Annotated in this window: 10 protein-coding genes; 8 read left to right on the top strand and 2 right to left on the bottom strand. The window is 65.2% G+C overall.

Annotation, left to right across the window (positions count from 1 at the left end; genetic code table 11):
• Nucleotide 1: 1 nt before the first annotated feature.
• Together ACUZUJ_RS17805 and ACUZUJ_RS17800 are read left to right on the top strand one after the other, a co-directional pair.
• Nucleotides 2-3,523 carry an ESPR-type extended signal peptide-containing protein gene (locus ACUZUJ_RS17805; RefSeq protein WP_049442719.1) on the top strand — a complete coding sequence of 1,174 codons (3,522 nt, stop codon included), beginning with the start codon at nucleotides 2-4 and terminating at the stop codon, nucleotides 3,521-3,523.
• 69 nt (nucleotides 3,524-3,592) lie between these two features.
• The gene (locus tag ACUZUJ_RS17800; protein ID WP_119006730.1) at nucleotides 3,593-4,336 is read left to right on the top strand and encodes a hypothetical protein; all 744 of its coding nucleotides are present in this window, start codon (nucleotides 3,593-3,595) and stop codon (nucleotides 4,334-4,336) included.
• A gap of 289 nt (nucleotides 4,337-4,625) precedes the next feature.
• Here the strand turns inward: ACUZUJ_RS17800 and ACUZUJ_RS17795 are convergent, their stop codons facing one another.
• Both ACUZUJ_RS17795 and ACUZUJ_RS17790 read right to left on the bottom strand, forming a co-directional pair.
• Nucleotides 4,626-5,270 carry a hypothetical protein gene (locus ACUZUJ_RS17795; RefSeq protein ID WP_510468052.1) on the bottom strand — a complete coding sequence of 215 codons (645 nt, stop codon included), beginning with the start codon at nucleotides 5,268-5,270 and terminating at the stop codon, nucleotides 4,626-4,628.
• Nucleotides 5,271-5,553: 283 nt separating this feature from the next.
• Nucleotides 5,554-7,977 carry a penicillin-binding protein 1A gene (locus ACUZUJ_RS17790; RefSeq protein WP_510468051.1) on the bottom strand — a complete coding sequence of 808 codons (2,424 nt, stop codon included), beginning with the start codon at nucleotides 7,975-7,977 and terminating at the stop codon, nucleotides 5,554-5,556.
• Nucleotides 7,978-8,196: 219 nt separating this feature from the next.
• On the opposite strand from ACUZUJ_RS17790, the gene ACUZUJ_RS17785 reads away from it, so the two are divergent.
• The 6 genes from ACUZUJ_RS17785 to ACUZUJ_RS17760 all read left to right on the top strand — a co-directional run bounded on the left by ACUZUJ_RS17785 (nucleotide 8,197) and on the right by ACUZUJ_RS17760 (nucleotide 14,525).
• Nucleotides 8,197-9,255 (top strand): pilus assembly protein PilM, encoded by a 1,059-nt coding sequence (locus tag ACUZUJ_RS17785; RefSeq protein ID WP_014038321.1) that lies wholly within the window; start codon nucleotides 8,197-8,199, stop codon nucleotides 9,253-9,255.
• Entirely contained in the window at nucleotides 9,255-10,148 is an 894-nt protein-coding gene (locus ACUZUJ_RS17780; RefSeq protein ID WP_049442716.1) for a PilN domain-containing protein, read from the top strand. The genes ACUZUJ_RS17785 and ACUZUJ_RS17780 overlap by 1 nt, the downstream gene beginning before the upstream one ends.
• Nucleotides 10,145-10,801 carry a type IV pilus inner membrane component PilO gene (locus ACUZUJ_RS17775; protein ID WP_005418916.1) on the top strand — a complete coding sequence of 219 codons (657 nt, stop codon included), beginning with the start codon at nucleotides 10,145-10,147 and terminating at the stop codon, nucleotides 10,799-10,801. The genes ACUZUJ_RS17780 and ACUZUJ_RS17775 overlap by 4 nt, the downstream gene beginning before the upstream one ends.
• Complete coding sequence (locus ACUZUJ_RS17770; RefSeq protein WP_005418914.1) at nucleotides 10,801-11,334, top strand: pilus assembly protein PilP; 534 nt, start codon at nucleotides 10,801-10,803, stop codon at nucleotides 11,332-11,334. Before ACUZUJ_RS17775 ends, ACUZUJ_RS17770 begins: the two co-directional genes overlap by 1 nt.
• Before the next feature lie 21 nt (nucleotides 11,335-11,355).
• Nucleotides 11,356-13,326: a type IV pilus secretin PilQ gene (locus ACUZUJ_RS17765; protein WP_049442715.1), complete on the top strand. Its 1,971-nt coding sequence runs from the start codon at nucleotides 11,356-11,358 to the stop codon at nucleotides 13,324-13,326.
• A 173-nt stretch (nucleotides 13,327-13,499) separates the two neighbouring features.
• Entirely contained in the window at nucleotides 13,500-14,525 is a 1,026-nt protein-coding gene (locus ACUZUJ_RS17760; protein WP_049442714.1) for an AAA family ATPase, read from the top strand.
• The last annotated feature ends 4 nt before the right edge of the window (nucleotides 14,526-14,529 follow it).

Genomic DNA, 14,529 nt, shown 5'->3' with positions numbered 1-14,529 from the left:
AATGAATCACATCTATCGTCGTATCTGGAATCACGCCAAGCAATGCTGGGTGGTTGGTAGTGAACTGAGTTCTGCGCGCGGAAAACGGGCGAGTGGTCGAGCCACCGCGCATGGGTTGATTGTGCTGTCGGTGATTGGTCTGGTGCCAGCGGGCGTTGCTGCCAGTGAGGTGCAGGAACAGGTGGAAGAGCGGGAATACGCGAAATCACTAGGCCTCCGTAACACGGAAGCCAAGGATATCGTCAGCGTAGCCGTTCCTTTCTCTAGCGCGCTCGGCACTATGTCCGTCTCGCCGCTTTCAGCACAGATGTCCTCACAATACCTTCAGCTCGCCATTGTTTCCGATACCAACTATCGCGATTCGACTATAAGTGGAAACCACATGCTGGTCCTTGGTTCTCGCTCTTCGCTACGAGGGAACTACTCCGTGGGTTACGGAAGCGCGATAAGTACCAGCGGTGAATACAATACTGCGGTTGGCTACAATGCCGTGATAGGCAATGGCTACAGTACAGCGATTGGTGCTCGGGCCCAGACGAGCGGAATCGGCGCTACTGCGCTGGGTAACAACGCACTCGCCATGCAAACCAATTCAGTGGCGATTGGCAGCGGCTCCTACGCTAGTTCGTCCAATTCGATTGCTATCGGTGCCAATTCTGTTGCCGATAGTAGCTATACCGTCTCGGTGGGGAACAGCACTACAAAGCGAAAGATCGTGAATGTCGCCGCAGGCAATACTTCATATGGAAGCTCTGATGCGGTAACCGGTGGGCAGCTATACGAAACCAATCAAGCCGTTAGCTCGGTGAGGAATACTGCGAATTCGGCCTACTCAACCGCAAGTACGGCCCAGACTACGGCCAATTCGGCCAGGACCAATGCCGATAGCGCGCTGAGCAAGGCGAACACGCTGGGTGGATTGCTGAGCCAAACATCTGTGTCTGGGAATGTCCGCCTGGGCGGCGGCAACAGCGGTGCCGTTCTGGACGTCCGCAACAGCGCTAACGCCAACCGCAAGATCACCGGCGTGGCTGATGCCACGCTCAGCGCCACAAGCACTGAGGCCGTTTCGGGCAAGCAGCTCAACGCCACCAACAGCAACCTCACGGCCGCACGATCCGTCGCTGACTCCGCGAAGGTCAACGCGGATAGTGCGTTGTCGAAAGCCAACACGCTCACTGGGCTGCTGAGTCAGGCGTCCGCCTCGGGCAACGTCCGTGTGGGTGCAAGCAATAGCGGCACCGTACTGGACGTCCGCAACAATGCAAACGCCAGCCGCAAGATTACGGGCGTGGCAGATGCCGTGCTCAGTGCCACAAGCACTGAGGCCGTATCTGGCAAGCAGCTCAATGCTACCAACAGCAATGTCACGACCGCCCGATCCGTTGCTGACACCGCGAAGACCAATGCAGACAGTGCGCTGACCAAAGCCAACACTCTCTCCGGGCTTCTGAGCCAGACCTCTGCCTCGGGCAATGTCCGGCTGGGCGAGAAAAACAGCGGCACCGTACTGGACGTGCGGAACAGCGCCAATGCGAGCCGCAAGATCACCGGTGTTGTCGATGCTGCGTTGTCCAGCACCAGCACCGATGCGGTGACGGGCCGGCAGCTCAATGCCACCAACAGCAACGTCAGCACCGCACTGAGTGACGCCAGCGCAGCCAAGACTACTGCGAACACCGCTCTGACCCAGGTGGGAACACTCAACGGGCTGCTCAGCCAGGGCAGTGCCAGCGGTAATGTCCGGATCGGTGAGAAGAACAGCGGCACCGTTCTGGATGTGCGCAACAGCGCAAGCGTGAATCGGAAGCTGACTGGCGTGGCTGATGGAGTGGTCAGCGCCAGCAGCTATGAGGCCGTCAATGGTAGGCAGCTCAATGCCACCAATGACAAGGTGGCGATGGTGGAGGGCATTGCCAAGTCTGCGGGAGCGGAAGCTGCCGCGGCAAAGACGGATGCAGCCAAGGCGCTGGCCGAGACAGCAGTGCTGGGCGGGCTGGTGGCGCAGGTGTCTGCGTCTGGCAGCGTGCGTCTGGGTGAGAAGAACAGCGGTACGACGTTGGATGTGCGCAACAGCGTCAATGCCAATAGGAAGATTAGTGGTGTGGCGGATGGATTGTTGAACGCAAGCAGCAATGAAGCTGTGTCTGGGAAGCAGCTGTACTCAACCAATTCGCGAGTATTGGCTCTGGAGGGCGTAAGTCAATTTGTGAGTATTGGTGTGGCCCCCTCCAGCGAACGTGCTGATGCCGGGCCAGTTGGCGTTGCCTTAGGTAATTCGGCTAAAACGGGGAGCGAAGGTGGGACCGCAGTGGGAACGCACGCGAAGTCACTGGGCAGGAATTCGGTGGCAGTTGGGCGTGCTTCAACCGTGCATGAAGGTTCCGAAAATGGCTTCGCCCTCGGGGTTGGGGCCGAGGTTGGCATTGCGGAAGGTGGTGCGAGGGGAGGGGTTGCGATTGGCGCTGGAGCCAAGGTTGGGAAAGGGGCAGATGGCTCACTGGCGATTGGTGAAGGCTCGCAAGCCAATGAGGCTGGAGTTGCATCATTTGGAAGTGCAACTGCTTATCGCCGCCTAGTGAACGTTGCTCGAGGCACCGCCGACCACAATGCCACCACTGTCTCCCAGCTCAAGGATTCCCTCGCCACCCTTGGCGGCGGTGCCGGTCTGGACGGCAACGGAAGCATCATCGCCCCGACCTACGCGGTGCAGGGCGGAACGCAGAACACTGTCGAAGATGCGCTGATGGCACTCGATGGCGCCGTCATCACCGCCGGCCGCCGTGCAGACAAGGTAGAAAGTCAGCTCAGCTCGATCTTCCAGGATTCACCCTCGGCCCGTGCCGACGGCATGAGCCAGATCGCGCTGAATGGCGTGAACGGCATGGTGCTGACCAATCTTGCCGACGGCCGAGTGGCGCCAGGAAGCCGTGATGCGGTCAACGGTGGCCAGCTGCATTCGATGCAGCAGCAGCTCAACGGCCGCATGGATGGGCTGGAGCAGCGCATCGACGATGCCCCGCCGCCGCGTGCACTGGCGTCGTCCTCGGTACCGAAGCCACAGGCCGAAGACACCCCTGTGGTACCGGAAGGCAAGGACTCCCAGCAGGTCGCCTCGGTAGGCGAGGGTGACAAGCCCACACCGCAGCCGAAGGCCAACAAGGACGACTCACCCAAGCCGCAGGTGGACACCGCCGAGCTGGAGAAGATGCTGGCTCGCGCCAACGAGTACACCGATGGAGCGATCAGCAACTTCGAGCGCCGCCTGGACAAGATGGACAAGCGCTTCAACCGCATGGCGGCGATGAGCAGTGCACAGACGGCGATGGCGATGAACACTGCCGGCCTGGCCACCTACAACCGCCTCGGTGCGGGCGTGGGCTACAGCGAGGGTGAGTCGGCCATGGCGGTGGGCTACCAGCGTGTGCTCAACGAGAAGGGCTCAGCCACCTTCAGCCTCAATGGGGCGTTCACCAACAGCGGTGAGCGCAGCATGGGCGTGGGTGTGGGCATCGGCTGGTAAGCCATGGAGCCCTGGCGTGACGCGCGTAATCCACCCCGTCGCGCCGGGGTCCTTGCCGAGGAGATGGCAATGTATGGTTGGGTAAGCAGATTCATCAGCTACCGCACGTTCTATCTGTGGCGGGCGCGGTACTTCTACTACACCCGCAATCTGGACAGCTGGGTGCTGTTCACCCTGCTGTGCCTGACCGGCATGGTGCTGGTGCTCTGGTACCACTGGCGGGTGGTGAGCGTCCCGCCGCCGCGCGTGCACCCGGAGGTGGCAGCGCTGCGCGTGGAGAACATCACCGGCGAGGCGATCCATCGCATCGTGCTGGTGCAGCATGGCGGCACCACACCCGGCGAGCCGTTCACCACGCCGGAAGAAGTCCGGGCCGGTACGCTGCGCACGATGCGGGTACGGGAGCTGCTGGACAGTGGGATGGTGTGGCAGCTGAAAGCCCATATGCTGGCCGACATGGCGGCGTACATCGAGGCCACGGGAAGCTGCTTCCCGTACCCGTGCTGGCAGCTGAAGCATCGGCTGTCACTGCTCCGCGCAGCGCAGGCGGAAAACACGGCCATCAACGAGGCGCTGGCGCCGGTGCTGGAGGTACCGCTGGACAGGATGCCCAACCTCAACGGGGGGGAGCGCGCGCGGATACAGACGGCCTGGTCCGACACGTTCGGCGACGTCTACAACCAGACCTGGCTGTTGGCTGATCTGCAGGACATGCACGCCCGGATGATGGTGGAGTACCCACGGCGCGCGGGTGCGCCGTGGCTGGCACGCTTGCTGACTGGCGATGCAAAGGAGCCCCATGAGCTCCGGTAGGCAGCGCAAGCGCGCGCACCAGTAGAGTCGAGCCGCGCCGAAGGATCTGTGGGCGCACTCCTGATGAACGCATCGCCATGCGCGCGGAACCTGCCGCCGGGCCCAGGGCATGATTCGCGCTCGACTGCCCTCCGGCCAGACATCCGGACACCTGAAACACCGTGCGGACCAGCGGTCCGCACCTACCAAAGGCAAGAGCCATGCTCGACTGCTCTTCGGTCAGGTATCCGGACGCCTGAAGCACCGTGCGGACCAACGGTCCGCACCCACCAAAAGAACGGCGCTACCGTCACCCGCCGATGTACGCGGTGATCTCCGCCTCGGCCAGCACCTGCCGCAGCTGCGCCACGGACGCGCGCCGCATCGGCTTCTCATCCACCGGTGACAGCGGCGCCTGGCGCAGGGCGTCGTACGGCAACACCGCCAGGTCGAAGGTCAGCTCTTCGGCACTGAATACCCACACCGGCACGTCCAGGCAGCGCTCGCGGTCCATGCGCAGGCGACGCGTCCGCGACTCGGCGGGAATGCCGTGTTCGTCCAGGAAGCGGTGCACGGCCTCCGGGTTGTCGCTGTGCAGGTGCAGCTGCACGGGGCTGTTGGCGTCGGCGGTGCCATCCAGCACGGGACCGGCCAGGCGCGGCGCGAAGCCGTGCAGGAACTCCAGCGCGCGCATCGCGGCTTCGCGGCGGCGCTGCAGTTCGTTGCCATGCTGGGGCCCGGAGAACAGCCGCTGGTACTCGCGCAGGGCGTCCTCGATCTCGGTATTGCGGGGCAGGGAGGCATCATCGTGGATGCCGAGCCGGCTGGCGGCCTTCAACTTGGCCTGGTGGTAGTCGCGGATGCCGCCTTCGGCCATCAGGCGGGCGGCTTCGTGGGCGAGGCGGTGGCGCCGCTCGCGGGTCTGGCTGGCAGCATGCTGACGGGCGCGATGCATGCGATGACTCCCTGTTGCGACCTGGCTACAGACTAGCGCACGGATGTGACATCTGCGTGGGTATGGCGGATGCAACCGCTTTGGTGGGTGCCGACCTTGGTCGGCACGGGGCGCCAATCAAGGTTGGCGGCTACCAGGGGCAGCGTCGATGCCAACCCACGGTTGGCACCCACCAACGCTTCGGTAGGTGCCGACCTTGGTCGGCACGAGGCGCCAACCAAGGTTGGCAGCTACCAGAGCCGCGTTGGCGCCAACCGACGGTTGGCACCCATCAAACCGTTCCTCAGAAGATATCGAACGCGGCGGCGTCGGCCTGCGGCGTATTGAGGTTCAGGTTGTAGTCGGTCAGGCGATCCATGTCTTCCACCTTCACCCACTCGGTCGCGCCGTTGAGGGTGGCCTGGACCATGCCGCTGGGCGGGTCGTTCTGCGCGATCGGGGTGTCCTTCAGCGCGGTGCGCATGTAGTCGATCCAGATCGGCAGGGCGGCCTTGCCACCGTATTCGCGGTAACCCAGCGAGCGGAAGTCGTCGCGGCCCACCCACACGGTGGTCACGTACGGGCCGCCGAAGCCGGAGAACCAGGCGTCGCGGTGGTCGTTGGTGGAGCCGGTCTTGCCGCCCACGTCCTCGCGGCCGAGCACCTTGGCCTGGACGCCGGTGCCGCGCTGGACCACGTCGCGCATCATCGACACCAGCTGGTAGGCAGTGCGGGCATCGATCGCGCGCGGGGCGGTGCGGGCATCCGGGTTGGCCGGTGCCGCCGGGGTTTCGACCTTGGCTTCGGCCTTGGCCGCGGCGGCCGGGTCCACCTTCGGGGCCGGGGCGCCGAAGTTGAAGCCGTCCACCACCTGGTTGACCGGCTGGTCGCTGCTGCCGGCGCAGTCGCGGCAGGCCAGTGCCGGGTTTTCCTTGAACACCAGGTTGCCGTCGCGGTCGTTGACCTGGTCGATCAGCCAGGTATCCACGCGCGAACCGCCATTGGCGAACACGGCGTAGCCACGCGCCACTGACAGCGGGGTCAGCGAGGCGGTGCCCAGCGACATCGACAGGTTCGGCGGCAGCTCCGATTCGGCAAAGCCAAATTCGCTGATGTACTTGCGCGCGTAGTCCACGCCCATGCCATCGAGCAGGCGCACCGAGACCAGGTTGCGCGACTGCACCAGCGCTTCGCGCAGGCGCATCGGGCCACGGAAGCCGCCGCCGTCGTTCTGCGGGGCCCAGGTCTTGCCGCGGCGGTCGCGGAACACGACCGGGGCGTCGAGCACGATCGAGGCCGGGTTGTAGCCCTTGTCGAAAGCGGCTGCGTACACGAACGGTTTGAAGCTCGAGCCCGGCTGGCGACGGGCCTGGGTGGCGCGGTTGAACTTGTTGCCGGAGAAGCTGAAGCCACCGACCAGCGCCTTCAACGCGCCGTTATGGGCATCCAGCGAGACCAGTGCCGACTGGCCACGCGGAATCTGGTCCAGCAGCCACTCACCTTCCTTGGCACCGGCGCGCACGCGCACGATGTCACCGCGCTGCACCAGCTTGCCCGGGGTCTTGTTGGTCCACTTGGCGGCACCGGCCGGCAGCACGATCTCGGTACGGTTGGCCAGCACCACAGTAGCGCTGCCGTCGGCACCGGTGCTGGCGACGATCGCCGGCAGCAGGCCGGCCTGGCCGAACATGCCACGCAGGTGCTCGGCGAGGGCGGCGGTGTCGTCACCGGCACCCAGCTGCACCTGCTTCTCCACGCCGTGCCAGCCGTGGCGGTGGTCGTACAGCAGGAGGCCGTCGCGCACCGACTGGTTCGCGGCGGTCTGCAGGGTGGAGTCGATCGTGGTGGTGACGTGATAACCCTTGTTGACCACGTCGCCGCCGAAGCGGGCGATCATTTCCTGGCGGACCAGCTCGGCCACGTAGGGCGCATCGACCTGCACCGGCGGCTCATGCGCGGTGGCGTGCATCGGCACGGCCTTGGCCGCGTCGGCCTCGGCCTGGCTGACGAACTTCAGGTCGGCCATGCGCTGCAGCACGTAGTTGTCGCGGCGCTGGCGGGCACGTTCCGGGTTGGAGATCGGGTTGCCCGACGAGGGGAACTTGGGGATGCCGGCCAGCGAGGCCATCTCGTCCAGGTCCAGCTCGTTCAGCTTCTTGCCGTAATAGAACTCGGCGGCAGCGGCCACGCCGTAGGCGCGGTTGCCGAAGAAACTCTTGTTCAGGTACAGCTCGAAGATCTCGTCCTTGCTCAGCTCGGACTCGATCTTCCGCGCCAGCAGGATCTCGGCCAGCTTGCGGGTGTAGCTGTACTCGGAACTGAGGAAGAACTGGCGGGCGACCTGCTGGGTGATGGTGGAACCACCCGGCACGCGCTTGTCGTTGGTGGTGGCCAGCAGCCAGACCGCACGGCCGATGCCCATGTAGTCCACGCCGCCGTGCTCGTAGAAGCGGGCATCCTCGGTGGCCAGGAACGCCTGTTTCAGCTTCTCGGGCACGTCCTTCATGGTGATCGGGGTACGCCGGGTCTCGCCGAACACCGCCATCAGCTTGCCGTCGGCAGCATAGACGTACATCGGCTCCTGCATTTCCACGTCGCGCAGGGTCTGCACGTCGGGAAGCTTGGAGGAAACGGCATAGTACAGACCGCCCACGGCGGCCGCGCCGATCAGCGCCAGGACCAGGACAATCAGGAAGATCCAGCGCAGCCAGCGGCGGAGTCGAGTCATCGGGTTCAGATTCCGATTGCGAATTTCGTGGTCGCAGAGTATAGATTACGCAAGGTGGCGGCTGGGGTCGGCACCGGGGAGCGCAAGGGGAATTGCCAGGGGCTGCATCGTGAATCCGTGAGGGATTTCACAGCAGGGCGGTTGCCATTTGCTAAGAATACGTTATTAATGCGCGGACGCAGCTCTTGCGTCCAAGTGCCCGTCGGCAGGGGAGAAACCGTGGGGCTCATCCCAAAAAGTCAGTCGCCGCTTGTTGGCGTCGACATCAGTTCGACTGCGGTAAAGCTTTTGCAGCTGTCCCGCAGCGGCAATCGTTTCCGCGTGGAACATTATGCTGTGGAACCTCTTCCGCCGAATGCGGTGGTGGAGAAGAACATCGTGGAAGTGGAGGCCGTGGGTGAGGCCATCCGCCGCGCGATGAACCGTTCAGGCAGCAAGGCCAAGTTGGCCGCTGCCGCCGTCGCGGGGTCGGCGGTGATCACCAAGGTGATCCCGATGCCGGCCGATCTCGACGAAAACGACATGGAAGCCCAGATCGAGCTGGAAGCGGTCAACTACATTCCGTATCCGATCGAGGAAGTGAACCTGGACTTCGAGGTGATCGGGTCGATCCCGAACAACCCGGAGATGGTCCAGGTGCTGCTGGCCGCGTCGCGTTCGGAGAATGTCGAGCTGCGCCAGTCCGCGCTGGAACTCGGTGGCCTGCAGGCCAAGGTGATGGACGTGGAGGCCTTCGCGGTCGAGAACGCCTACGCTCTGGTCGCCAGCGAGCTGCCGGTGTCCATCGACGGCGTGGTCGCGCTGGTCGACATCGGCGCCACCATGACCACCCTCAATGTCCTGCGCGGCGGCCGTAGCCTCTACAGCCGTGAGCAGGTGTTCGGTGGCAAGCAGCTGACCGACGAGATCATGCGCCGCTACGGCCTGAGCTACGAGGAAGCCGGGCTGGCCAAGCGCCAGGGCGGCCTGCCGGAAAGCTACGAGATGGAAGTGCTGGAGCCGTTCAAGGAAGCCACGGTCCAGCAGATCAGCCGCCTGCTGCAGTTCTTCTATGCAGGCAGCGAATTCAACCGCGTCGATCACATCGTGCTGGCCGGCGGCTGCGCCGTGCTCGGTGGCCTGCCGGAGATGGTCGAGGAACAGCTGGGCGTGCCGACCGTGGTCGCCAACCCGCTGGCGCAGATGACCCTGGGGCCGAAGGTGAACGCGCATGCGTTGGCCCAGGATGCCCCCGCGCTGATGATCGCGACCGGTCTGGCGCTGAGGAGCTTCGACTGATGGCACGCATCAATCTATTGCCCTGGCGCGCCGAGCGGCGCAAGCAACGCCAGCGCGAGTTCTACGCAATGCTGGGCATGGCCGCTGTCGGTGGCCTGCTGCTGTCGCTGATGATCTGGTTCTATTACGACCGCCAGGTGAGCGGCCAGATGGACCGCAACGCCTATCTGGAAGCCGAGATCGAGAAGGTCAAGGAACAGAACAAGGAGATCGATCGTCTCGACGCGCAGAAGGAACGCCTGCTGGCCCGCAAGAAGGTGATCGAGGAACTGCAGGCCAAGCGCTCGCAGATGGTCCACCTGTTCGACGCGCTGGTGCGCACCATCCCCGACGGCGTGGTGCTGACTGCGCTGAAGCAGGAAGGGGATGTGCTGACGCTGGAAGGCCGCACCCAGTCCAACGCCCGCGTTTCGGCCTACATGCGCAACCTTGAGACCTCCGGCTGGATGACCAACCCGGAGCTGTCGATCATCGAAGCGCGTGACCCGGAGAAGGACAAGGACGGCAAGGCCGGCCCGCTGGCCGACATCAAGGCGCTGCCCTACGTGTTCGTGGTCAAGGTGAAGCTGCCGGCACAGAGCGAAGAGGTTTCGGCGACGCCGGGCCTGAACGCCGATGGCTCGGTGGCGACGGCTGCTCCGGCACCGGTGGCTCCGTTGGCCGCAGGTCCGGATACCGCGACGCCTGCGGCTCCGGCAGCGGGCCAGCCGGCAGCGGCTCCCGCCGCACCGGCCGCTGCACCGTCGGCCACTCCGACCACTCCGGCCAAGCCCAACCAGCCGGCCGCACCGGCCGCCGCGCCGGCCCCGGCACCTGCCCCGAAGCCTGAGGGCAGCCGCTTGGCGCAGCCGCCGCAGGCCTTCAATGCGCTGCTGCAGGGGGACCGCGCATGAGCCAGAAGATCGACATCAAGAACCTGGATTTCAACGACATCGGCAACTGGCCGCAGAAGGCCAAGATCGTCTTCTGCTCGTTGCTGGCACTGGTCATCATGTTCGTGGCGTGGATGCTGCTGATCAGCGGCAAGCGCGAGGAACTGGCCGGCCTGGAATCGAAGGAAGTCGAGCTGCGCACCGAGTTCACCAAGCAGCAGGAACGCGCGGTGAACCTGGGGCCGCTGAAGCAGCAGCTGGCGCAGATGGAGCAGGTGCTGCAGCAGATGCTGCGGCAGCTGCCGAGCAAGACCGAAATGCCCGACCTGATCATCGACATCTCGCAGACCGCGCTGTCCAGCGGCCTGACCAACGAGCTGTTCGAGCCGGAGCAGGAGCAGATCAAGGAGTTCTACGCCGAGAAGCCGATCAAGCTGCGCATGGTGGGCAGTTACCATCAGTTCGGCGCGTTCGTCAGTGGCGTGGCCTCGTTGCCGCGGGTGGTGATCCTGACCATGCATGACATCAACCTCAAGCCCAAGGAAAAGACCGGCGGCAACGTCCGCAGCGGTGCACTGGAACTGTCCGGTACGGTCAAGACCTACCGCTACCTGGACGAGACCGAGGTGCAGGCGCAGCAGGCGGCCGACGCTGGCAAGGAGGGCAAGAAGTGATGCGCGCGCAGACCGTACGTGGTGCGATGGTGCTGGCTGTGCTGCTGCTGGCCGGTTGCGGCCGTGGCGTGACCAGCACGCCTGGCGACGCACCTAACCTTGAGAAGTGGGTGGAAGGCGAGCGTGCGCGACCGGCGCAGCCGCTGGAGCCGCTGCCGGTGATGCAGCAGTTCGAGACCTTTGAATACTCCGCGCAGGGCATGCGCGATCCGTTCACCGATGCCTGGACCAATCCGCAGCAGGGGAATGGCGGATTGCGACCGGACCCGAACCGGCGCAAGGAGCCGTTGGAAGGCTTCCCGCTGGATGCGCTGGACATGGTCGGCACCATCGGCACCGGTGCAGGCACCGTGGCGCTGGTGATGGGGCCGGACAAGGTCACCTACCGGGTTCGCCCGGGTGGTTACCTGGGGCAGAGCGACGGGCGGGTCACGGCGGTCTTCGAAGACCGCGTGGAGCTGATCGAACTGGTGCCGGATGGCGCGGGTGGCTGGCTGGAACGGCCGGCAACGCTCTCGCTTGAAGATCAATGATCGTTTACTGGGGATAGCACGATGACCTTTCACCAAGCCAAGGGGCTGCGTCCCATCCGGCGCTCTACCTTGAACCGTGTCAGCGCGCTGGGAGTCGCGCTGATGCTGGCCTGCGCTCCGGCGCTGGCTGCCGCACCGGCGGAAAAGCCGGTGGGCGCCACCGTGGCACCGGCCGCCGCGCCGGCTGGCCTGTCGGTGGCCAAGATCGATTTCAAGCGTGGCGATGACGGTGCCGGGCGCCTGATCGTGCAGTTCGACGGGCAGGGCGCGATCCCTGACCTGCGCACGCAGGGCAACAGCGTGGTGGTCGACGTCGGCAATGCCCGACTGCCGGCCAACCTGCAGAAGCCGATGAACGTCACCGACTTCGCCACGCCGGTGCAGCGCATCGACGCCAAGCCGTCCGGTGCCGGCACCCAGCTGGTGCTGAGCACTGGTGGCGCCGTGGAATCGCTGGCCTACCAGAGCGGCAACGAGTACGTGGTCGAGATCAGCCCGCGGCAGGCCCAGGCCGCCGTCGGCGCGGTCACCGCCGGCAGCGTCACCCAGGCGGCCAAGGCCGTCGGCCAGCGCGGCTTCACCGGCAAGCCGGTGACCTTCAACTTCCAGGACGTGCCGGTGCGCACCGTGCTGCAGTTGATCGCCGAGGAGTCCAACCTGAACGTGGTTGCGTCCGACTCGGTGCAGGGCAATGTGACCCTGCGCCTGGTCAATGTGCCGTGGGACCAGGCGCTGGACATCGTTCTGCGCGCGAAGGGCCTGGACAAGCGTCGCGATGGCAGCGTGATCTGGGTGGCGCCGCAGGCTGAACTGGCCAAGTTCGAGCAGGAGAAGGAAGACGCGCGCATCGCCATCGAGAACCGCGAAGACCTGCAGACCGACTACATCCAGATCAACTACCACAGCGCCACGCAGATCTTCAAAGCGCTGACCGAGGCCAAGGGCATCGGCGGCAGTGGTGGTGGTGGCAGTGGTGGCGGCGGTGGTGGTTCCTCGCAGGAAGACAGTGGCTTCCTGTCCTCGCGCGGCCGCATCGTGGCCGACGAGCGCACCAACACGCTGATGATCAGCGACATTCCGAAGAAGATCGCGCGCATGCGCGAGCTGATCAACGTGATCGACCGCCCGGTCGACCAGGTGCTGATCGAAAGCCGCATCGTCATCGCCACCGATACCTTCGCCCGTGAACTGGGCGCGAAGTTCGGTGTCAGCGGCAGCCGTGACAACGTGTACTTCAGCGGCAGCCTGGATGCCAATGCCAAGACCCGCGAGTCGCAGGTCACGACCGACCTGGCCAATGCCAAGGCCGAGCGTGACTGGGAAGCCGGTGGCCGGGTCGGCCCGCCGCCGGTGAAATCCGGCTCGGCGATCACCCGTGGCCTGAACTGGAACCTGCCGGTGGCCGCCGCCAGCAACCCGGGTTCGCTGGCACTGTCGATCCTCAATGCCGGTTACCTGCTGGACGTGGAGCTTTCGGCCATGCAGCAGGAGTCGCGAGGCGAGGTGATCTCCAACCCGCGCGTGGTCACCACCAATCAGCGCGAAGCGATGATCAAGCAGGGCAAGGAAATCGGCTATGTCACCATCAGCGGTGGTACCGCTGGCGGCGTGGCGACGCCGAACGTGCAGTTCAAGGAAGTGGTGCTGGAGCTGAAGGTCACCCCGACCATCACCAACGACAACCGCGTGTTCCTCAACATGCAGGTGAAGAAGGACGAAGTCGACCAGCTGATCCAGCTGGAGGGCTACGGCACCGTGCCGTCGATCAACCGCCGCGAAGTCAACACCGCGGTGCTGGTCGAGGATGGGCAGACCGTGGTGATCGGTGGCGTCTACGAGTTCACCGATCGCAACAGCATCAGCAAGGTGCCGTTCCTGGGCGACGTGCCCTTCCTGGGCAACCTGTTCAAGAAGCGCGGCCGCAACAAGGACAAGGCCGAGCTGCTGGTGTTCGTCACCCCGAAGGTGCTGCGCGTGGCCAAGCAGAACTGAGCCCGCGCCACCCGCGAAACGAAGAAGGGCCGCCATGCGCGGCCCTTCTTCGTTTCCACAAGTAGATCCACGCCATGCGTGGATGGGCCGTTCAGCCGTTCTTGATGCCAATCGCAAGGCACCCTGCGATGATGTCGGGAACCCGTGCCGTCCTGCGCCGGTCAAAGGCCCCCATGAACCTGCCACCGCCGATGCCCGAAACTGTCTCGCCGCCGCCCGCGCCGGCAACCTCCCGCCTGCATGCGGCGTTCACCCAGTTGCGCGATGCGTTGTCGGCCGAGATCGTCGGCCAGGCGGCACTGGTCGAACGCCTGCTGATCGCGCTGCTGGCCGACGGCCACCTGCTGGTGGAGGGCGCGCCGGGCCTGGCCAAGACCACGGCGATCCGTGCACTGGCCTCGCGCCTGGAAGCGGACTTTGCCCGCGTGCAGTTCACCCCGGACCTGCTGCCGGCCGATCTGACCGGCACCGAGATCTGGCGCCCGCAGGAGGGCCGCTTCGAGTTCGTGCCCGGCCCGATCTTCCACCCGATCCTGCTGGCCGACGAGATCAACCGCGCGCCGGCCAAGGTGCAGTCGGCGCTGCTGGAAGCCATGGGCGAGCGCCAGGTCACCGTTGGCCGCCATACCTATGCGCTGCCGCCGCTGTTCCTGGTGATGGCCACGCAGAACCCGATCGAGCAGGAAGGCACCTTCCCGCTGCCGGAAGCGCAGCTGGACCGCTTCCTGATGCATGTGCGCATCGGCTACCCGGACCAGGCGGCCGAATCGGAAATCCTGCGGCTGGCCCGCGAGCGCGCCCGTGGCGCGTTGGGCGAGGCCGCGCCGGCGCCCGAAAAGATGCCGATGCAGGACGTGTTCGACGCCCGCCGCGAAGTGCTGGACCTGCACATGGCGCCGGCGCTGGAGCGCTACCTGATCGAACTGGTGCTGGCCTCGCGCGATCCATCGCGCTACGACGCCGGCCTCGGCCGCCGCATCGCCTGGGGGGCCAGCCCGCGTGGCTCCATCGCACTGGAACGCTGCGCACGTGCGCGCGCCTGGCTGGCCGGCCGCGACTTCGTCACCCCCGATGATGTGCGTGCGGTGGCCGCCGACGTACTGCGCCATCGCGTGCTGCCCAGCTATGAAGCCACCGCCGAGGGCTGGGACGGCGAGCGCCTGGTGCAGGAGCTGCTGGCCCGGGTGCCGGCACCCTGAGCCT

It is taken from the genome of Stenotrophomonas sp. S4 (assembly GCF_054187805.2).
Note: the sequence above shows the minus strand (reverse complement) of the source record. Positions and strands in the feature narration are given on the sequence as shown.